This window comes from Lysinibacillus sp. fkY74-1, from assembly GCF_053165895.1.
In genome coordinates, this window is record NZ_CP170174.1 from 176,806 (window position 1) to 198,859 (window position 22,054).

Here is a 22,054-nt window from a genome sequence, read left to right on the forward strand (position 1 = left end):
GAAAATTTTATTAAAAAGGAGAATGAATAAATATGAAAAAATATAGGGGTTCATCGATGGGACAAAAAGAGGAATCATGTCAGGATCTCGAAGGGCATTGGACATTCGCACATATTAAAGAATTAGAATGGGAAAATGCCCCCTTTAAAACAAAAAAGAAAGCAATTGCTGCGGGTAAAGACGTACTTCCATGTGGCTTTTTAATAGGGCAGTTAAAGAGAAAAGATAACAACTTGGAATACGAAATTGTGAATCTAGAGAAGTTAACGTTTAGTTGAAAATGAATATAAGAAGAGCTCTTAAAACTAAGAAATGAATTGGAGAGCAGGAAAAAGGAAGGATGAGTCCAATGTCAATATTAACTATTGTGTTGAGTGTGTTGTATCAATACATAAGATTGCAATTTAACATGGCCATTAACATGAAAAATGCTAGAAAAGAAAACATATTCCTGTTAATTGGCCAATTACTATTATTACTATCAGCAGGTATTTATATATGGGTACCGCTCCAGTTAAATTTTTATATCCCATTTTTAATGATGAGCATTTTCTTAGTAGAGTTTGTAAAGCCCTGGTTATTGAATGAACACTTTATTAGCAAAATAGTTATAGCTTTACTAGTAATAGCTACCTTCATCCCCTTTGTAAAAGGAATAGCCTTGATTTTTTTAATGCTCTATCTGATTTATGGGGGATATAAATACGGTGAATTTAAAGATCGATCAGCTGTATTAATCATGTCACTCTCAGTATTTTTAACAATTGCAACAAACATAGATACATTTATTTGGAGCGGTGCGACAATCTATTTTGTGCTAAACCATATTAAGCACACAGCGCAGCTTTTAAGCATGATGAGAAATGCTAGTGAGAATGTCATTACTGATACCCTTACAGGCCTTTATAATCGACGCTGGCTATTTAAAAAGGCAGAACAATTAGTACAGCAGCAAGAAATAGGAATTCTCTTTTGTGACATCGATAATTTTAAAAAATTGAATGATGAAAACGGCCATGAGCATGGTGATCTTGTATTACAGCAAACAGGGGAAGTTATCCGAAGAATTTTAAATGGTTACGGTTTTGGGGTTAGGTACGGTGGAGAAGAGTTGATTGGATTAGTGACTAACACAATGTTCACTGAACGCCTTGCAGAAAAAATCTTGGAAGCAGTCCGAAAAGAAATAAACATCACTATGTCAATTGGTATTGCAGTAGGGCAAGATTCAGTCGAAGGGCTATTAAAGATCGCTGACGAACGTATGTACATTTCTAAAAACACTGGAAAAAATAAAATAACGATACAAGATGAAGAAGAAGCTTCATTAGACTGAAAAAGCCCTTGCACTAAGGGCTTTTTCGTTGAAGTGGCTTGTAACAGTATATCTCGATTAATATACGAAACGTTAAACAGACTTGCTATCAAAATGAGATTTGAAGAGAATGTCGCATTTTTGAAATGTTACCTACCCTAATGGCAAAGATAGAACTTTCGATGTAATTACGGTATATTAGTAGCGTTTTTATACAAAAGCATTAAAACATGCTTAGATAGAACTTGAAAATAGACAGAAAAGAGGATGAGATATGAACTGGAAACGAATACTCGCAATCAGTTTATTAACACTATCATTAGCTGCTTGTGAGGATGATCAAACTAATCCTAAGAAAGAGCAATCTATTATTTATGAAGTTAACGAGCAAATGATGGCAAAATCAGATAGTGGAGTCGTTGAAGAAGCACCTGTATTAGAATCTAATCAGGATAAAGTTAAGTTTTTATGGGCATCTGACGGTGATACGGCGGTATTCGAAAGAATGTACAATAGCAAGGGGACTATCGGGGAGCAAATTAAAGTTCGTTTTTTACTTATCGATAGTGCTGAGATGAAAGATAAGAAAACTGGAAAACCTCAACCTTTTGCTTAAGCAGCAAAGGCACGAACTACAAAACTTCTACAGTCTGCAAAAGAGATAGTAATAGAAACTGATGAAGGGGATTATTACGATAAGTACCAGCGATTGTTGGCCTATGTGTTTGTGGACGGTGTATCTGTACAAGAAATCCTTTTAGAAGAGGGATTAGCAGAGGTAAAACATGTGTTCCCTCCAAATATTCGTTACCTAGATCAATTTAAAGAAGCAGAGAAAATTGCAATTAATGAGGGTGTTGGATTGTGGGAATGAAAGTAATTACGGACATTAATATTTTAAGGTCAACGGATTTAAGCTCGGTAAATGCAATACAGTACTTAGGGCTAGTATATACAAGAATAACTATGGTAGGAGAACCAAAGACAACGTTTCTTTTCTATAACGAGACGGAACGTCATTTGATTAAAATTAAAAGTAATGATTATTTACTAGCTTCATACGTTATTCTTCATAAGGTTTCAGACATATAAGACTACATAAAAGCCCTTTTAGGGTGAGTAATTATCTGAAAAAGAGAAGGAAGTAAGGAGATGAATCGTGATGGCTCTTGAACAATTTAGTCTTTTTGATGAAGAAATATTCAACCAACCCACTACAAAAAGTAACAAAAAATCGAGACCTATACCAGAACATGAGGCAAACTTATTGAATAATCATGTACTACTACCTTTACTACAAGAGAATGGAATAAAAAATGAAGAACTAAAAGTATATGTACGTGATGTTAATAAATCTTGGATGGTAATTGAAGCTGCCACAAAGGATATATGTGTTACTATGACTGTTTGGAATAATGGTAATAAAGATTATATCCATTATAAGTCCAATATCATTACAGAAGCATACGTAAAACAGTATTTTACAAACCGGACTAAGCCTTCACAAATTTACTATTTAGAAAAGATGTTAGAACGAAATACTATTAAATTTCTTAGTTAATAATGTTAATATTCTTACTGTTACGAAAACTATTAAGTCTTGGGCAATCGGTGAATTTTTGTAGTGTCCAGTGCATGAAGAAAGAAGCAGCGTGTCCATTTTAAAATATCACTAAATGGAAAGGATGTACATACATGAAGATTGTTGTATCAAAAAAGCTATATTATTAGCGTGAAAAAACATGGTATGTGACGCAATTGAAAAAGAAATAAGAAGGAGCAGAATCAATGAAAAAGGATTTTTTTGATGCACTAGAAGAAGTTTATACTAAAGGTGGTATTGGGAATACGCTTTTGTGCCAATTTTATGAAAATCGTATAGCTGGTGGAAGCGAAAGCCAATTTGCAAAGCTTGCTGTATATTTGGAGTGGAAATACGGAATCACATGTACAAAGCAAGTAAAAACAGAGCACATATATGAACTTTTAGAGCTTTTAAAGGAAAATGGTTTTAAGGATACAACTCTTAAAGGCTATATATCAGCTTTTAGACAAGTTTATAAGTGGAATAAACACTTGTTTTCGGAGATTTTTGAGATACCAACAAATACAGGATTTACAAAATGGGCAGAAAAAGAAACACCTATTGAATGATGAAAGTAGCAGAGACGAGGATTCGAAAAAGCCTGAAGCAATACATGGTTAAGTAATTAGAACAATCTAAGAGTCTTTCATACTTATCCCTCTTATACAGTGATATAATTGAATCTATAAAGTCCTCTAATTAGAGGGCTTTTTTATAAAGAGAGGGGACAAACAATGAACACCTTTCCGTCAAAGAATAAAGTGTTATTTAAAATATATATCAAGTCGTACACACTTCTTATGCTATTAGTGTGTAGTGCAGTAGGTGCTTATTTTTTAAAACTTTCAAATAAAACAGATGTTTTTTATATAGTCTTTATATTGGGATTGGTTTTTCTTCATAAATTAATAAATAGAGCAATGGTTTTACTTATCAGTTTTAATCAAGTAAAGAAAGCTATTTTGATGCGAGAAGCATCCTATAAAGAGTTAACTTCTAAAGAGTGTTTATTCAATTCTATATTTTTAACACCTGTAACAGTTATTATGTCAATTGCTATTTACAATTCAAATAATTTAATCATACAAGTAATTATCTTCTTTATCATACTCATTTTCCTGGTCATTGGAGAAACAGCAAAATATCGTTTTACATTGTATAAGAACTGGTATGATCAAAACTTAATATAGTTATAGGAAATGAAAGACAACATTGGATGATTAGGTTTACTTTCTTAAACTTTTAACCTCAATTCGAAGGTTAGAGATAGTTTAAACACCTATGTAAGTGTTCAAACTATCCATTCAAAAATTGGACTAGTCTGCTCGTTTACATAGGGTGTTTTACTTTTGTAAAGAAAAAGTATATGGCTTTATATTTCTAAAAGAAGATATACACTTGGCATTATTAGAACGCGCAGCATACTATTCATATACTGATGGATCCTTTGACTTTGGGTTTTGAAGACTACTTTGGCTGAACAAATTAGAAATAAAAGCTTGCAGTTTTTCTGTTTATAATCATCCGGTGGAATATATATATTCTATTGAGCCAGCACAATTCAAAATTCAGGTGTTGTTGGCCAATTCGTAAAAGTACCAGGATTAACCGAAGCAGTTAAAGTAACGATAACAGAGAATGATGAGAGTATGGCCTTTATACCAGTATCTGATGAATTTGGAACAATTAGTGGTGCAGTCTTCCCAGCCTTGTATAACAAAATTAAACGGTTAAATAGTTGAGGGTAATATAAACTTGTTGATGGAAAAAATCGAACCCAAAAACAATAGAAAACCAGTTTAACTATATTTTCAAACAATGATTGGAAAAACCTATATATTTCTATTACAAATATTATTCTGTAATATATACTTTATTTAGGAGGTGAGTCATATGGAATTCAATAAAATTCCTGTTGTTTTAAAACGGTATTCTTTCGAAGAAAAAATGAGAATATGCACAGAGCATTCAAGAAAGCTTGTAGATATAAAAGGGTTAAATTTTGTAGAAGATAAAAACGGAAAAGCATTACCATGGGAATTAGAAACTTTTGCTTTATTTGCAGTTTTATCAACAAATGAATACGATAATAGAACTTTTAGTAGTAAGAAATCCCATAAACAATTTATCGATATAATAAATGCTATAAAAGGATACATACCTACTACGTTTGAATTAAGTAATAACCAATTTTTTGACAATTTTATAATAGTAGCTGGTTTAACACAGTTCCACCCACAAGAATCTTTTATTTTAAAATATCACAGATACAATTACTTTTTTAACTTTAAAAATGATACGGTGGATATGTCGTCTGAATTTAATGAAAAATTTGGTTCTACTTATAATGACTTTGTTGAATTTGGGTGGTTAACTAATGCTTTGTATTCTAAAGACATTCCGCATGATGATGTAGTTAATAAAATAATTAAATATTTATTTTTGAAGTACTCGCATGTTTTAAGAAAACTTGTAATTGAAAGAGAAAACCTAATTCATTTACAACAAGGGGTTTCTACAAATATAGATGAGTATTTGTACTGTTTTAAGTATTTTTGCCAATTTCCCTTCGTCAAATATGATGAAGATTTCTTTCTGCCTCTTCCTCATTTACTATTCCAATCTGTTACAGCGTCTTTATTATTCCGCTTAACTGAAGACAATAAAAGAATTCGTGATATTTTCGGAAAAGAAGTTTTAGAAAGTTACTTATTTGAAATTACTGAGACTTCATTTAAATATGAAGAAATCAAACAAGAATTCATTTATAAAGGGCAAAAGGGTGAGGAACGGACTCTAGATTTAATGATAAAAAATAATAATCAATGTTTACTAATTGATATAAAGAGTATGGCTCCTAGTATTACCATACGGAGTCTAAAAACAAACGCAATAGATACAACACTATCAAGATTAATAGTTCAATTGGTGTCTTTATACAAGCATATCAAAAGTAAATTTGCTCAAGAATATTCTCCTTTTAAAAGTAATAATGAATTCGAAAAAGAAAATATTTTTGGGTTTATTGTTTTACTTGAAGACTCTTATATTAGTAGAGAAATAATTCACCTAGGAGCTGCCAAAAAATTAAAAATTGAAACTGAAAGTGATGAATACAAATGGATGTGCTCTAATTTGCGTATTGTTAGTCTTTATGATTATGAAAGTATTGTTTTATTTAATGATAATATCTTTGACCACTTGACTTTTAGTAGAGATAAACAGTCAACTTGGTTTAACTTTGGTATCGTTCAATATGAGATATACTCTAATAAAGAAATGAATTCCAAAGTGGTAGAAAGTCAAAATAGCTTACTAGAATTATACCAAAAATTCCAAGATGAACTAGCTAAACTAAATATAATTTAAAAATAATAAGCTAATTGTGAATGGTATTTGGTATAACAATTATTAAATATAAGCAGTAATAATAATGGTTAAATTATTTACATTAACGTTAATCTATTAGGATAATCAATGGTCATTTAACCATTAATAATTATTGGTACAGCTGAAAAGGGATTAATGGATTATCGTTATGAAATTCAATGAATAGACATATTTTATGAATATGGATAAGAGATATAATACTAAAAAAGACAAGTGTTACTCCAACTAAACAGTACGGGAGCGCATTTTTCAAAGCATGTAAACGATGAATGAGGTGTAATATGCCCATAAATCGAATTACGTGCTTTTTTCATTGTTAGGAGGATTTACTATGAAAGAAAAAATGCTACAAATGCTGAAGGAAGCGAAGGGGGAGATCCTTATAAAGGCCGATGGCCAGGTACTCATAAAAGTCGTTGGAGAGGAACATTTATTAGAGAAAATGCAGCTGTAGATGGAGCAAAAATGACATGATAAAACACTCATGAAACTCTCCACATATTATACACACACATTACATACACAGTAAGAATAAGTATATATCCACACACCTCGATAGACCACATACAACAAACATTGCACCCATGTTCTACTCTTCCGAGCCATATTCATCCCTGATGCTGGAATGTCAAACGCTTGAAAAACACATCACGCCTCCCATCTTCCTTACCCTGCGGTATCAATTTCACGAACCTTCTAACTTATCACCCGAAGGGTAGCGCATCGCTATTGCTCACGCAAGCGCGTCAGCCTCCCACCCACACAACAAAAAGAAGCGACAGATTTACGACGCCTGTTATTGTTCCTGTGTACGGGAGGATATGACCCGAACAGACCGCAGGATAAGGAGGGAGAAAACAGACAAGCGGAACGGGGGTAAGCAAGACAACGGGGGGCGAGCGTTCAACATGCCGTTGGCATATGGTCTATCGAGGTGTATGTTTTTGTGTGTTCTTATGTTGGTAGCATGTTTTACTATTCTTTCCCCTTTTCTTTTAGTAGTTGAATTCTTTTACACATCTATATTGTCAGTTACTTAATTAATAAGATGAATTTCTATTTACCTTTTCTTTCATATATAAGATACTACATATAGAACGAATGTTTGCGAAGGAGAGATAGTATAGTATGGATACTTTTAAACGTATCGGTTTTAGTGTTGGTGATACAGTTAAACTTCTGTGGCTGCATCGTTCCTCTGAAACCAAGGTTAATCCTAAAGAACTTCATGATATATATGTGAACCTATTTCCTGGCCGTGATATTGCTTATGATTATGTAGCTAGAATAGCAAAGAAACTTGAACACGATGGCTATTTACAATTAACTCAAGTTCAACATAAGAAATATTACTCCATTACCACTGCAGGCAAAGAATACTTGCAGAGATACGAAGAACTTTATTACAACAAATTTGTTGAGATACTTAAAGTGATTGATCGTATTTATTATTACCTTACTAAAGATGGTCAAAAACCAGTATCTCCTGAATATCCACTACAACAAGAATTTCGTACTTACTTTTCTAAATTAATTTCTGTTAAAGACATGACCCGTTTTATGATTTTCAATTTAGGGAGTAATAGAACTGAGTTTTATGCTGCTGAAGTTAATGAACAACTTAATGAGCTCTTTGGATGGTCGCCATCGAATGGTTATCTTTATGAAATCACACGTGAAATGGAAGCAGAAGGAACTATCAGCGGTCGCTGGAAAGAACCAGAGAAAAGAACTGTTCGTTTAATCCAAGTAACTGATGAAGGAGAAGTATTTGCAAAACAGATTGCCTCCAACTTAAGGGAACAAGTAATTAACATTAGGAAGTACTTAAGATCATTTGTAGATTTTTTGATTAAATGACAAAGTACAACTATATAAAAAGTTTTTTCTGCAAATACAATAATTTACTCTTCAAGTAACAATTAAACATATTTAATATTGATATGAAAATTAAGATAGTTTATAATAATTACATATCTAATATCTCAAAATATTCCCCCAACCATACGGTATAGGGGCCTTGAAAGCACTTTTGAAGTGTTCAAACTTATCTCTTAAATGGGGTAGTCTGTTCATTTATCAAAAGTGCTTTTTTTTGAGTAAATTGATAAATAAAATTTAAGGATGGTATTACCATGAAAACTAAAATCTCAGTAAAAAGTAAATCGCCTACGCATTCAACATCAATTGAGTTGTATCGTAAAAAGAAAGCGAAAAAAAAAGCAAAGGTTAAATTTGAGCTATCGTCTGAAATTAAAAAACATGACATTAGTTGGGGGATGGTTTTTAAATGTGGATTTTTCGCATTTACAATAGGGTTTTTATTCGCCTTACTACTCCTTCTAACTTTGGTTTTTGGCTATAAATTCTAACCAGTTAAAAAGCTCTTTCCTAGCTATAGGGAAGAGCTTTTTTATTTCCTCAAATGGCCAGATAAGTAATTAGATTACTTTATAACTAATCATTATAAGTATAAAATAACATACTTTAGAAATATTGCTAAAACTTTTACTAATGATATATAATTATCTATAGTAGACATTCTATTTTTTGTCACTGTTAGATGAATTACAAACATATGATAAAATTTAATTAATGAAAAGTTGGAAGAACCACTTTCGCATTATATAGCGGAGGTGGTTCTTTTTTTATTTTTATTTTGAAATTTTATTCAATAGGAGGATGAAAAGTGGCTTTTGCTACCACACAATTTGAAATTAATAGAAACTTGGTCATTAAAAGTATTAACAGCAAAACGTCATTTACTTTAATATATGTAAAAATTAAAAGTTCAAAATGGCATGAAGAGGAAAATAATAATAATCGTTTGAACTCTCTAGAAGTTACATTTAGGACTCTCAATTCTAATGTAGAGTACTATAGGGTATTCGAGGGTGAGTTTGTATTGATTATCGTTAATCCCCTTGAAACTCAAGAAGTAATTGATCACTTAAAATTAAATTTAAATCTACAAGTTCAATCATTACGAGTTGAAGACCGTAATTTACCTGCAGTACATTATTTGAGGCAAGTTTCAAATCAAATTGAAACCAATAATGCGATTCATAATCATATCTTAAAGTATGGTTTAAATATAAATGAATTCTCTACTGTGTTTCAACCAATTTTGCATAAAAACAAGCAACTATCCTTTGAAGCTTTGGCCAGATGGACATCAAAGGACTTAGGTGTAGTAACACCCACTGACTTTATTCCTCTTTTAGATAAAGAAGGATTATTGATTATCTTAACCAAGAAGATCATCAATGAAGCAGTGGACCTTTTAAACAGATATAAGGAAATTGTTTATATAACAATTAATTTAACTGCCTCATTAGTTAAAGATATTACTTGGTTATTGGATTTTCTTGAAAACCTCAATTTGCAAGATAATAGAAGAATTGCATTTGAATTAACGGAAGATTCACTGGTGGGTATTGAGGTGAGAGATAATTTAAAACGGATACGAAATCGTGGACATTTGCTGTTCATAGATGATTTCGGAACTGGATATTCAAATTTTCAGTATCTCGCAACATTCGAGTTCGATGGTGTGAAACTAGATCGTATATTTATGGGTGAACAAACAAATAAGAAGATAATTATCCTTCTTTCGAAATTTATCAAAGCTCTCGACTTGAAGTTCATTATCGAAGGAGTAGAACGGTATGAACAATTTAGCTTTTTATTAGAAACAAAGTATGATGCAATCCAAGGGTATTATATTTCTCACCCACTTAGTAAGAATGATTTGATTAAATTCATAACTGATATGAAGTTTGATTGTCTTAATAAAATATAGCTATAGTCATTAAAATTAACGTTTTTAATTAACTATGTTTTAATAATTTAACTTTAATTATTTTTATTTTTTAACTCCAACCATACGGTAAGAGTTTAGATTTTATAAAACGCTATTTGTGCGATACGGTAGGCCTTTTTGCCAATCCAGACACACAAAAGGCGTTTTTTTTGTGTATATGAAGTATTAGGTTTTTGACTAATTAACTTATAACGAGAAAATGGAAGTAATCAAAAAAGAAAGGATGGAAAATGAATGAAATTTTTAGAAAAAAACACCAAAGTAATCGTTCGTTCAAGAATCTCAAAAAAAGAACTAATAAGACCTATTGCAGACTATGTTGACGGTAACCTTTATAATAGTTTAGCCGAATATATAGAGTTAAGCATAAGGGATTTGAAAAGGAGGGGATTCTTTTATACTTATAACGAAATTATACTTAACCCAGATATATTTACATTATTTATTGAGCAATTAGTTCATCCAGAATACAAGATTTCCTATGAAGAAATAAATAAACCTGTATGGATTATTAAATCTTTTAAGAAGGGAACTCCTCTTTTTTTAGTATTAGAAGGCAAAAAAATTAATAATCCTACACTAGTATTTTTAAATCAAATCTTGAGTACCTACGGTTATATAAATAAAAGACCTAAATATGAAGCTAAATCAATCAAAAAAAAACTTACTCACTAACAATTGAAATTAGACGTTACTATTCCAAAACATATAAATTCAATGTAAGATAAAAATATAAACTTTGCGAAGCACGCAAGTTATCTATTATAGGTAACTTGCGTGCTTTTTTTGTTAAGGAGATGAATTTATGAAAAAACTCACACTAATAGTTTTATCTGCACTCATTTTATCCAGTTGTAAAACACCAAATTACGGTTCAGAAGAGGAGATTAATCATGTTATCGAAAAGTCAACTGACACAGAAATTGCAACTTATAATGGGTATGTCGTGGAAGTTACCGAAGACAATATTATTAGAGTTAAAGTGCCAAAAAGAGATGATATGATACAAAAAGGTTGGGCTATTAATGAAGACGGGATTGTAAAAATTGCATTAGCGTCGATTAAACTTCCAACAGATAATCTCCCATTATCACATGAAACAAATGCAACCTTAAAAAAATTGATATTAGATAAAGAAATTACCCTAGATATCCTTGAAGAAACAGCAACTTCGGATTCAGAAAATAGTAATCCTTTGAACGAAACACAAGGATATATTCACTTAAAAAATTCAAATGTCTCCATTCAAGAAGTTCTTTTAAAAAATGGTTTAGCTATAATTGACCAAAGCTCTCCATCTGTAAAGAGTTATATGTCAAAATTAGAGAACTTACAGACTTTAGCACGAAATAAATCATTAGGTGTTTGGGCAATTGATGGCTTTGTAAACCTCAATAACACATTAGAGGGGCATTTTACAGATGTACTTGATGTAAATGAAGAGGAAATTAAGTCCATAATTAAAGACATTAAAGTTAATGGATCAGATTTTGAGAAGTTTTTAATTAAATAAACTACCCTTAATCTTGGATACAAATAACATAGGAACAAATTTTCTGCTTTGACAACACACTTAGTAATTCGTAGATTATTAATAGATACTAATAAAGGAAATGATTAACTATGGATAAAAAATCAGTTGTAAAGATGGAAGATCTATACCCAGTGGGTAATCTTCAAATAACAAAGGCAAAATCATTTTTAAATATTCCCAAGAACGATTACGCAATATTTCTGAAAAAAAATTTATCACACCATTTCTTGGATTTTAAATTACTAAATGGCATTAAAGAAGTTGAAGTTGATTTCCATGCATTAGAAAGATGGAACCAAAGAGTAGGTCCAATAATTACTGATGAAGTACTTACTAATATATTTAGAGTTGCCATCTTAATAAATCCAGATCGTATATTAGTATTGGAACGAGGGTTGGCCATTTTAGATAATGAGATAGTATTTTCCTTTGAAGTTAAGGATTCGCTATTAACGGTGACTACCTTCTTTGGAAGAATTTCTTTAAATCCTGTACTTTTAAATGTGGACACATTAAGAAAGTACAATTTACATTCTCAGGAAGAGATAAATTTAGTTATTGATGATAAAGTTATTGAACAACAAGAACTTCCATTTGCACCGTCCTCAGTCATAGAATTTATGGATTCAAATAATTTGCCGAACCTTCTTTTTTATTTCCAAGGTTTAGATAATAATGGCGGTAAACGGAATTTTTATTATCATTTAATTAGAAACACAGAGATTCTTGATATCAAAGGACATAAGGATTCAGTTAACGAGCAGACAGAGAATATAGGTGAGTGGCTTGTAAAACATATCGATCTCTCACATCCTAAGCGCTTTAATTTAACTGAAATACAACTTCATGTACTCGGGCTTTTAGGTAATAACAAATTCATATTGAATTACATGTCACATAAGGATCCAGATCGGCTCAATAAATTACATGATACACATTCACGCACAGCCATTAGGCGTTTTGCTGGAAATAAAGGCTGGAATTATTTACAGAATAATAAAAAATAACGCTTATACTTAAGAACTTAAATTACTATAGACATATCCTATTGAAGTGAAATGATGAAAGTGAAGTAAAGAACTTTAGACATTAATATAAATACAAGATATTATAGTAATCAAAACTAAAAATGTTATGCGTTATTTGTACAAAAAACATTAGATAAATACTATTGCAAGGTGAAAATAATCACTAACATTTTCTTTGTAAATTACGGAAAATTCGACATTTAAAGCAACATTCGTTTTTTTGAAAAACCTAGGTGGCGCTAGGGTTTAGCTTGAATATAGCTTTAAAAAATAAACAATTCTGAATTATCTAGTCCTTTTGCATTTAGGCCTATAATAATGTAGAATAAAAATGACCTTACATTAACAAAATATAACAATACTTAAAAAACATAATTTGTAAAAGGATGGATGATTCTTAATGGGCCGCCAAATAAAATACGAATTTCTGCGTATAATAGATCGAATAGAAGAAGAGAATATATTACTCATAATTGCAAATATAAGAGAGGTCTCAAGAGATTCGAAAACTGGACAAGTAAATGTGTTATCACGTCATTCTCATTCTGCAGAATATCCGTTAAATAATATCCCTAGACACATCCAGATTTTAGATGCCATGGAACCAACACAAATAAGCCCTCAGGAATTTGAACAACTCACAAAAATATATAAAAATGACATAGATAGTTTTTTACTATATAAACCTAAATTTTAACTATCTATACTAAATTCATTGCAGGGTTATTTGTGAGATAAGAAATTAATATAGAACAAATAGGACTTATAAAACAGTTGTTCTATATACTATTGTTATTTCAAACAATTTGACAAAATATCAATTATTCAAAATTGATATTCTGATAAATCTTCTTTTAAAACTTATATAATTTCTGTATATTCATCGAAGAAATACAACAGGCTCCTGTTGTATTTCTTTTCAAGTCCACTTATATAGCTATTAACAAATCCATATATATGTGGTAAAATTATCTAAAATAATATGTGAAATTGCGAAGAACGCCGTTATTCTAAACAGGATAATTGTGTTCTTTTTTGTTTTTTATTAAGAAATATATTTAAGCATAAATATTGATATGAAAAATATGAAAAAAAGAGAATCGAACAAATATTATCTTTGCTAATAAAAATCGAATTTATAGTATCGGTAAAATCGAAAAACAATGTCTATTTTAACTGTCTTTTCGTACAACCGAGCCCGAATTCCAGTTAGGTAAAATATTCAGTAAGCACTTCTAGAGAGAAGAGGTGTGTAAAATTGAATAAAAAACGAAAAATTCTTGTATCAAACACTTATAAGGAGTGCAGGTTTATGTCAAAAAAAAATATGTATCCATTATTACTTTTAGGATCGTACATTATAGTTTTATGCACCTGTTTAACATATATCTCTTTTGAGGCTCTGGGAGCAGAAGATATAGTTATCAAAGCTTTTAAACATCTAATTATCTAGCTATTCATTGTTAAAAGGAGAATTGTAATGTTAAAAAAATTATTATCCACTATAGGAGGATATAGTAAACCTTCAATCTCATTGAACAATGGTAAACATGAGGTTACTTTTTCAACCACTACTGATTCTTTTGAATGTATCAAAATATTTTTAGAGAATGGAGGTAAAGAACAATTAATAACTCGGTTAGAATTATCAAATCTAATTGAAGGAGAATTAAAAGAATCGGCTTTAAACGAAGAGGTCCAGTCACACATTATTTCGATAATACCTACCTTGATTAATTTAGCATTTCAATATAATCAACAGACACTAATTTTTCAACATGACATTTTAACTGATCTTAGTCGTTCTGATAATCTGCAGCAAGCGGTCCTTTCTATTTCACATAATAAATATTATAATGCCTTAACTCATATCCTTGATTATTTATTAAGTAATAAAGATTTAAAGGATTCATTGAGTTTTATGGAAGTATACATAGTCTATACTCTCTTAAATAGCATTTTATTTAATACTTTAAAGAACACTGATGCTTAACTATGATTTGTAGTTTTTATTATCACAGAAGTAATCTAAGTGGAATTTATTATGAAGTTACCAGGTATTTAAATAATATGAACCAATCAATGAGTTTATTTAGGAGATAGATCCATAGGTTTGAAATATCCACAATAATATGGATCTGTAATGCTAAAATATAATGGAGGAATTTAATTATGGACTTCAATTTAGATACAACAATATCTATACAAACTTTAGAGAATTTAGTTAAATTACCAATCTATACAGTTGCAATACAAATGAATATGGCTAACTTTAATTTCGAATTACTTACTAATTATAAATTCATTGCTAGCAATAAAGAAGCCGCCATAAAAAAAGCTGCTTCTATGTTAAATAAACTTATACCATTTTTAAAGGTTTACTACGATACAAATGCAAAAGAGTTAGCAATTCAAATTAAAGATAATTACTATTTTAATTGTGTTGAGTTATGGAATTTTGAAATATTTGATGAATCGCAGTATAATCTTGTTACAAATAGAACAACAACTAACCATGCTATTACCCCTAATTGGTATTCCTTCGTTACAAAAGAACAGTTTTATGAGCATCTTGAGATAGTTCATAATAATACAATGCACCCTAATAAACTTGTATTTGAAGCTGTAGGTTATGGAATAGCGCTAATAAATAGTAATTGTAGGTGAGGGATTATATTGACAACTGTTATGTAAAATGGTAATTTTGATTTATATTTGATTAACGACTATTATGCTCAGCCACACGGTAGGGCAATTACTAAACACTTTCTTAATAAGTGTTCTAACGATTCTATTTAGGGATTCGTCTGAACTTTATTTGAGGAAGTGTTTTTTGTCGTTCTCAAATAGGAAGAGAGGAGGGATGTTAATTAACATCTATAAAGGAAGATTCCTAAATAATGTGTCTTTAAATCTGGCGCTGTTGCCGAAAGAGGGGGAAGTAAAATATTTATACCAATACATGATATATTAGTATCCATAAGATTAACACTTTTATTTATAGGTTTAGTCGCATTTGTTGGCACAATAGAGGGTATCACAGAACAATATATAAAATATAGAAAATTAATTGCAGAAGAAGAAGAATCATGTCAACAAGAAACATCCACCTTCTTAACAAAACAAATGATATCAATATTTATCTATAAAATGTTAAGACTACTGTTAATGCTGGTGATTCTTTCAACTTCCCTTATATCCTTGTTTAAAGTCATAATGACTTTTATGGGTATTGAGTTTGGTAGTACTAACTTGAACGCCGTTGTACTAATGACTTCATTTAAGATTTATAAGGTTTTTACTAAGTTGATGCCTGATGTTGTAAATGGTACAGATGAAGCAGCTAATGATGTTTCAAAGTTGTACATCTCAGCTTTAAGGTTTGATGAGTGGCTAAAATCCCTTATTTCATCAATTAGTGAAACAAAAAAGAACTCGACCAATAATAATGATGATACTCAATAGCATGAGTTATTTCATCTTAGGTCGAGATCTCGAATCATTTTAATTATAGTCAGTAACAGAAGCAAAGTCAATTATTCCTTTGCTTCTGTTACTTGATTTGTTATTACCTTCTAACACTCCAGTTACTCGCTCATGTATAACACTCACGCTATACAACTTTCTATTTATTCCACATACTATTTCTATTTTTCTCTTAAAAATAATTTTCCTTAATAAGACATTTAATAATCGACGCCTGATGTTGTAACAGATGAAGCAGCTAATGATGTTTCTAAGTTGTACATCACAGCTTTAAGGTTAAAATCCCCTATTTCATCAATTAGTGAAACAAAAAAGAACTCGACCAATAATAATGATGATACTCAGTAGCATGAGTTATTTCATCTTAGGTCGAGATCTCCAATCATTTTAATTATAGTCAGTAACAGAAGCAAAGTCAATTATTCCTTTGCTTTAGTTGATTTATATGTTAATAAAGTAAAATAAATAATGGAATAAAACATTATTTGTTAGGCAGCAATTTTAAACAAACTTAATTATTTTGGATTACACATTATCTATACTAAGGATGGAAATCAGGAAATAGTATTCAAGAACAGCTAGAGATGCTGAAGACACTATTAGGGGCTTTCATAGTCGAGTGTCCATTCCGATATACCGAAAACTCTGAAAAAGAAAATATAAACAAAAACCGCATGCTAAATAATCCTTTCCAATAAAATTATTCTGTTGGTGAATAATGGGTGTGCTCAACACATAAGGCAATTGGAGAAAATGAAGCAGCTGAAACAGCACAAATGATAAAATAAACAAGAAATTATTATTTGGTGGAACATTGAATCAATGTAGATTTGAGGTGACTAAAGTGTCAGTAAAGCCCTTAAAATTATTCGATCAGTACTCTAGAGAAGAAGTATATAATATATTTGATGGCTACGTCATTTACAATAGGAGATGGGAATTGGGGACTACATGGTTTAGTAAAGATTCCCAAAAGGGAACAAGACTACGTGTTCTTTGTAACGTTTGGTCAAAAACAACTAGGCCATAATTTTGATGAAAGTATAACGGAAGATGGTATATTGACTTGGCAATCTCAGCCTAAACAAACGTTAAATAATAAATTTATAAAGCAATTTAAGTCATAATCATTTAAATATATACCTTCTTTTAAGAACTAAAAAGAAAGATAAGAAAACTCAGCAAGTTGATCCATTTACATACTTGGGACTTGCATACATCGCAAATGATCCTACTAGGGAACAACCAGTTTATTTTAAAATGGCAAATTATTGATTGGGAAGTACCCCCTTCCTATGTATTAGAACGAATAGGGTTAATACTACAAAAATCTATAACTACTAATCATGAGAATATAGTTCAGGATCAGAACCTATTAACAGAATCCAAGGCACCAAGTTCAACACCAAACAAAATAAGCGAATCCAGAAACTTTTTTGCTACTAAAGTAGATTATACTGAGAATAGTAAAAGGAATTTTGAACATGGGCTGAAAGGTGAATTATTAGTAATTAACCATCTCCAAAATGTATTGGGTTACGATACAATCCATAATTCTTTTATAGAAGGTGATGGAGCTGGGTACGATATAGGAGCTATTAAAAAGGATGGTACTTCTATATATAGAGAGGTTAAAAAAACAAAAGGTGGAATCAATACGTCGTTTATGATATCAGCTAATGAACTGGCATTTTCCTCAATTTATGCAAGTAACTACGAATTATATAGAGTCTATGAATATAACCATGAATTTAATTCTGGCAAATTCTTTAGAATAGAAGGTGACCTAAAAGCTACCTTAAATATAAAACCTACTGTTTATAGTGCAAAGTTATAAAGTAAGCAACCATTAGTCAATAAACTAACGGTAGCTAAAAAAAGGTAATTACAATGTCAGACGCATCGAGATTTGTTAAATTGGATAGTTACCTGTCTCGAATCGTCTAAATGTATTTGCTGTAACAATAACTGGATAGTTATTAGTTCAATGGATTTGTTCATGTTATCGAAAACTTTTCATACCAACATGGCTTGAGTGGCTGACAAAGGATGGGGGAATATGTCATATAGAGTAAGTCCTTTCTTAGAAAATGAATGTATAACATGCACTTACAATATAAATAAAAATAAAAGACGTCACCCCCTTGAGACTTATCAAGGGGGTTTCCTCTTTTTGTCACAATGCTTTACATAGTACTTAAATCAGACAAAACTCTATAGTATCCATGATTTTCTCCACCCGGGTTATCTATATGATAGACAATTAAGTCTACGTTCCCGTTTCCATTTATATCTGCGATGGCAATTCCACCACCTTGATTCTCTGCACCGAACCAACCAGGGATTGGAGTCGGGTCGCTCCATCCATTTTGTGGATTTCCATTTGAATCAAGATCCCTTCCAATACGATAGTATCCACGATTTTCTCCACCCGGGTTATCTATGTGATAGACAATTAAGTCTACGTTCCCGTTTCCATTTATATCTGCGATGGCAATTCCACCACCTTGATTCTCTGCACCGAACCAACCAGGGATTGGAATCGGGTCGCTCCAACCACTTTGTGGATTTCCGTTTAAATCAAGATCTCTTCCAATACGATAGTATCCACGATTTTCTCCACCCGGGTTATCTATATGATAGACAATTAAGTCTACGTTCCCGTTTCCATTTATATCTGCGATGGCAATTCCACCACCTTGATTCTCTGCACCGAACCAACCAGGGATTGGAATCGGGTCGCTCCAACCACTTTGTGGATTTCCGTTTAAATCAAGATCTCTTCCAATACGATAGTATCCATGATTTTCTCCACCAGGATTATCTATGTGATAGACAATTAAGTCTACGTTCCCGTTTCTATTTAAATCTGCGATGGCAATTCCACCACCTTGATTCTCTGCACCGAACCAACCAGGGATTGGAATCGGGTCGCTCCAACCATTTTGTGGATTTCCATTTGAATCAAGATTTCTTCCAATACGATAGTATCCATGATTTTCTCCACCAGGATTATCTATGTGATAGACAATTAAGTCTACGTTCCCGTTTCCATTTATATCTGCGATGGCAATTCCACCACCTTGATTCTCTGCACCGAACCACCCCGGAATTTGTTTTATATCACTTATATATGGATAAATTTTCTTTATAAATTGCTTATCAATATCCGATAGTTTATAATTCCATTCCACAAAAAAACCATCTTCAGTCAAACTAGGGTCAATCGCATAGACCATAATTGATTCTTTATCAAAGTGAGTGTAATTAGTAGAATTATTAATTTCAAATATATTCCTTTGAATGGTTTCTTCATTCCACCCTTTATTTTTATAATAATTTTTCACAGCCTCTCTATTCCATTTAATAACGCTAGCAGCTTCAGGACCTTGATGTTCATGATATAACCCTAATGCATGACCAAACTCGTGTAGTACTACTCGATAATATACGCTCTCACTTGTATTAGAAGTAAAACCTTCATAATTCATCGTAGGCTCATTTTTGTTAATCCGTTTACAATCAGTTCCTATACGTGACCAATATCCTCCATTTTCACCTGAATCAAAAGCTATTCTAATCTCAGCATCAGGATGGTTTCCAAAACTAAGTTTTATATTTGCGTACTTTTCCCATTCGCGAGCACAACTTTCTATTTTACTTTTTACTATGGGGTCAACAGGGATTCTTGGGGGGTCTTCCAAAAATCGAACTCTTATTTCGGTGCCTGGTTCCCACAGATAATTCGAGGCTACTGCAAAATACCGAGGCAAACTAGCACCATCACCAGGTTTATTATTAGCAAGAGAAAAGGGGTTATTTATACCGTTAGGAACTTTAGTGCTACACATAATAATATTTTCAATTGACATAACTGTACCTCCTTTAATAAATTCCCTGAGATATTAATTTTTTACTGCTCCACATCACCAATAGGTTAGTAGTGGGCATTAATTGCGCATATTATTCATACAAAATTTTAATTAAGTAATAAGTGTAGACAAAAAAGATACCTACGCTCTTTTGAACTTTTTTATATCCCAGTTGAATCAATCATTTTTCAAAAGAGAGTACTTATTATGTAACTTAAAATATTGATTTTATTTCGATTAATCTCTATCAGAACCCATACCAATAAGGAGTAGATAGACTTTTCCGATTTAGCCTCACTCTTCCTTAGAATTACTTTATCAAGAGAGATTTGTGCTAAAAAATAGAGCATAAAATTCCTATTGGACTATCAAAAATGAAGGAATACTTATATAAAGATACGACAATACTATCACCTCAATGAAGGTAAATAGATATACAATAAAATATCCATGACATATAATTAAATAATCTATATTTGTATTATTTTGCAAAAAGTGGGGGTATTAATTTGTCAGATACATATTTAAATAAAATTATAAATAAGTATCATCTGCCTGGAGAAATAGACGCGTTAACTAAATATTACGTAGTTGGCACTATTGAAAATGAATTAGAATCCTGGGCTGGTTACGATTTAAATAAAATATTTCTTTCAGGTTCAAGATCTAAGGGGACAGCGATAAAGATTTCATCAGACTTAGACTTATTCATTTCACTAAACTCTAATTGTACAGTTACGTTAGGCGGCATTTATAACTCGTTATATAATCATATGAAATCAAAGGGATATGACGTTCGAAAACAAAATGTATCAATTGGTTTGAAATATAATGACCTTTCAATTGATTTAGTCCCTTCAAAAAAACATTCTGGTAATACGAATTTTCATAACCTGTACAAAAATAAAACAAATACATGGACACAGACGAATGTGGAACGGCATATTAAATTAATCAAAGAATCTGGTAGAACCAAAGAAATCATATTGTTGAAAATTTGGAGAAAGTTACATGGATTAGACTTCCCATCAATGTATTTAGAATTATTCACTCTGGAAGCATTAAAACACAAATCAAAGAATGATTTAACTAATAACTTTTGGTTCTTATTGAACGAGCTAACAACTAATTTTAAATCGAAACGGATAGTAGATCCTTCTAATACTGGTAATATTATCTCTAATGATTTAACAGAGTCTGAGAAAAATCAGATTGTGAACAAAGCGATAGAGTGTACTAAAAAAGGATATTGGGAAGAGATTATCTGGTAATAAGGGAGGAACATATGATGACAATAGATATTAAAAACCTATTCTATAGTTTACAGCAACAAATGCAACAAAAATTGGCTACTAATAGAGCGTTTATTACTCATCCTGGGTCTAAGGGAGATACTCTCGAAACCAATTGGATAAACCTATTATGCGATTATCTACCACAACGATATAGTGTGGATTCAGCATTTATTATTGATTATCAAAATAATATAAGTGACCAAATTGATGTAGTTATCTATGATCGACAGTATTCACCATTTGTTTTTAATCAGGATGGTGTTAAGTATATTCCAGCTGAGAGTGTTTACGCCATTTTTGAGGTTAAACAAGATATAAGTAAAGAATATATTATTTATGCGGGGGAAAAAGCCGAAAGTGTAAGAAAATTACAGCGTACTTCTGCACCAATCCCACATGCAGGAGGATTCTATAAACCTAAAGCATTAAATAAGATAATCGCAGGTATATTAACAGTAGGTAGTGTCTGGACACCAGGATTAGGAGAGCCTTTTAAAGCACATATTACAGCTTTAGATGGCGATCAGAAATTAGATATAGGGTGTTCTTTAGACACTGGTTCATTTAAATTTGATGATAAAAATCAGCTGGTTACAAGTACCACAAAAGAAAGTTTGATTTTCTTTTTTTTAAATTTGTTGATCGAATTACAAAAATTAGGCACTATCCCGGCTATGGATATTTTGAAGTATGCCGAATCATTAGAATCCATTTAAAATAATAAGA

General features: G+C 31.3%; 22 protein-coding genes and 1 pseudogene. 22 read left to right on the forward strand and 1 reads right to left on the reverse strand.

The window, feature by feature from the left end:
* The first annotated feature begins 32 nt into the window (after positions 1-32).
* The 20 genes and pseudogenes from ACE1MS_RS23435 (at position 33) to ACE1MS_RS23530 (ending at position 17,998) form a co-directional block, all read left to right on the forward strand.
* Complete coding sequence (locus ACE1MS_RS23435) at positions 33-278, forward strand: hypothetical protein (protein ID WP_447403020.1); 246 nt, start codon at positions 33-35, stop codon at positions 276-278.
* A 71-nt stretch (positions 279-349) separates the two neighbouring features.
* Positions 350-1,336 (forward strand): GGDEF domain-containing protein, encoded by a 987-nt coding sequence (locus ACE1MS_RS23440; RefSeq protein WP_447403021.1) that lies wholly within the window; start codon positions 350-352, stop codon positions 1,334-1,336.
* Positions 1,337-1,589: 253 nt separating this feature from the next.
* Positions 1,590-1,931 (forward strand): hypothetical protein, encoded by a 342-nt coding sequence (locus ACE1MS_RS23445; RefSeq protein WP_447403022.1) that lies wholly within the window; start codon positions 1,590-1,592, stop codon positions 1,929-1,931.
* A gap of 15 nt (positions 1,932-1,946) precedes the next feature.
* A pseudogene (locus tag ACE1MS_RS23450) lies at positions 1,947-2,189 on the forward strand (thermonuclease family protein); the annotation flags it as partial.
* Between the two features lie 288 nt (positions 2,190-2,477).
* Positions 2,478-2,876, forward strand: coding sequence for a hypothetical protein (locus ACE1MS_RS23455; RefSeq protein ID WP_447403023.1), 399 nt, complete (start codon positions 2,478-2,480; stop codon positions 2,874-2,876).
* 227 nt (positions 2,877-3,103) lie between these two features.
* A complete protein-coding gene (locus ACE1MS_RS23460) occupies positions 3,104-3,469 on the forward strand; it encodes a site-specific integrase (protein WP_447403024.1) in 366 nt (121 codons plus the stop codon).
* Between the two features lie 396 nt (positions 3,470-3,865).
* The gene (locus ACE1MS_RS23465) at positions 3,866-4,090 is read left to right on the forward strand and encodes a hypothetical protein (RefSeq protein WP_447403025.1); all 225 of its coding nucleotides are present in this window, start codon (positions 3,866-3,868) and stop codon (positions 4,088-4,090) included.
* A gap of 703 nt (positions 4,091-4,793) precedes the next feature.
* Positions 4,794-6,269 carry a hypothetical protein gene (locus ACE1MS_RS23470; RefSeq protein ID WP_447403026.1) on the forward strand — a complete coding sequence of 492 codons (1,476 nt, stop codon included), beginning with the start codon at positions 4,794-4,796 and terminating at the stop codon, positions 6,267-6,269.
* A gap of 352 nt (positions 6,270-6,621) precedes the next feature.
* The gene (locus ACE1MS_RS23475; protein WP_447403027.1) at positions 6,622-6,744 is read left to right on the forward strand and encodes a hypothetical protein; all 123 of its coding nucleotides are present in this window, start codon (positions 6,622-6,624) and stop codon (positions 6,742-6,744) included.
* Between the two features lie 674 nt (positions 6,745-7,418).
* On the forward strand, positions 7,419-8,150 hold the full coding sequence (locus tag ACE1MS_RS23480) for a helix-turn-helix transcriptional regulator (RefSeq protein ID WP_447403028.1): 732 nt from the start codon (positions 7,419-7,421) through the stop codon (positions 8,148-8,150).
* A 275-nt stretch (positions 8,151-8,425) separates the two neighbouring features.
* Positions 8,426-8,662 (forward strand): hypothetical protein, encoded by a 237-nt coding sequence (locus tag ACE1MS_RS23485; RefSeq protein WP_447403029.1) that lies wholly within the window; start codon positions 8,426-8,428, stop codon positions 8,660-8,662.
* A 317-nt stretch (positions 8,663-8,979) separates the two neighbouring features.
* Positions 8,980-10,092 (forward strand): EAL domain-containing protein, encoded by a 1,113-nt coding sequence (locus tag ACE1MS_RS23490; protein WP_447403030.1) that lies wholly within the window; start codon positions 8,980-8,982, stop codon positions 10,090-10,092.
* 255 nt (positions 10,093-10,347) lie between these two features.
* Complete coding sequence (locus tag ACE1MS_RS23495; RefSeq protein ID WP_274996857.1) at positions 10,348-10,788, forward strand: hypothetical protein; 441 nt, start codon at positions 10,348-10,350, stop codon at positions 10,786-10,788.
* A gap of 130 nt (positions 10,789-10,918) precedes the next feature.
* Entirely contained in the window at positions 10,919-11,626 is a 708-nt protein-coding gene (locus tag ACE1MS_RS23500) for a thermonuclease family protein (protein WP_274996855.1), read from the forward strand.
* A gap of 110 nt (positions 11,627-11,736) precedes the next feature.
* The gene (locus ACE1MS_RS23505; protein ID WP_447403031.1) at positions 11,737-12,654 is read left to right on the forward strand and encodes a hypothetical protein; all 918 of its coding nucleotides are present in this window, start codon (positions 11,737-11,739) and stop codon (positions 12,652-12,654) included.
* 421 nt (positions 12,655-13,075) lie between these two features.
* Complete coding sequence (locus ACE1MS_RS23510) at positions 13,076-13,372, forward strand: hypothetical protein (RefSeq protein ID WP_090002822.1); 297 nt, start codon at positions 13,076-13,078, stop codon at positions 13,370-13,372.
* A 783-nt stretch (positions 13,373-14,155) separates the two neighbouring features.
* Positions 14,156-14,668, forward strand: a complete 513-nt coding sequence (locus ACE1MS_RS23515) for a hypothetical protein (RefSeq protein ID WP_447403032.1) — start codon at positions 14,156-14,158, stop codon at positions 14,666-14,668.
* 179 nt (positions 14,669-14,847) lie between these two features.
* Complete coding sequence (locus ACE1MS_RS23520; protein ID WP_447403033.1) at positions 14,848-15,342, forward strand: hypothetical protein; 495 nt, start codon at positions 14,848-14,850, stop codon at positions 15,340-15,342.
* 1,727 nt (positions 15,343-17,069) lie between these two features.
* Entirely contained in the window at positions 17,070-17,288 is a 219-nt protein-coding gene (locus tag ACE1MS_RS23525) for a hypothetical protein (RefSeq protein ID WP_447403034.1), read from the forward strand.
* A gap of 59 nt (positions 17,289-17,347) precedes the next feature.
* A complete protein-coding gene (locus ACE1MS_RS23530) occupies positions 17,348-17,998 on the forward strand; it encodes a DUF3883 domain-containing protein (RefSeq protein ID WP_447403035.1) in 651 nt (216 codons plus the stop codon).
* Between the two features lie 349 nt (positions 17,999-18,347).
* Here ACE1MS_RS23530 and ACE1MS_RS23535 read toward each other — a convergent pair whose 3' ends face one another.
* Complete coding sequence (locus ACE1MS_RS23535; RefSeq protein ID WP_447403036.1) at positions 18,348-20,033, reverse strand: M12 family metallopeptidase; 1,686 nt, start codon at positions 20,031-20,033, stop codon at positions 18,348-18,350.
* Between the two features lie 509 nt (positions 20,034-20,542).
* On the opposite strand from ACE1MS_RS23535, the gene ACE1MS_RS23540 reads away from it, so the two are divergent.
* Both ACE1MS_RS23540 and ACE1MS_RS23545 read left to right on the forward strand, forming a co-directional pair.
* Positions 20,543-21,304 carry a nucleotidyltransferase domain-containing protein gene (locus tag ACE1MS_RS23540; protein ID WP_447403037.1) on the forward strand — a complete coding sequence of 254 codons (762 nt, stop codon included), beginning with the start codon at positions 20,543-20,545 and terminating at the stop codon, positions 21,302-21,304.
* Positions 21,305-21,321: 17 nt separating this feature from the next.
* Entirely contained in the window at positions 21,322-22,044 is a 723-nt protein-coding gene (locus ACE1MS_RS23545) for a DUF6602 domain-containing protein (protein WP_447403038.1), read from the forward strand.
* Positions 22,045-22,054 lie beyond the last annotated feature (10 nt).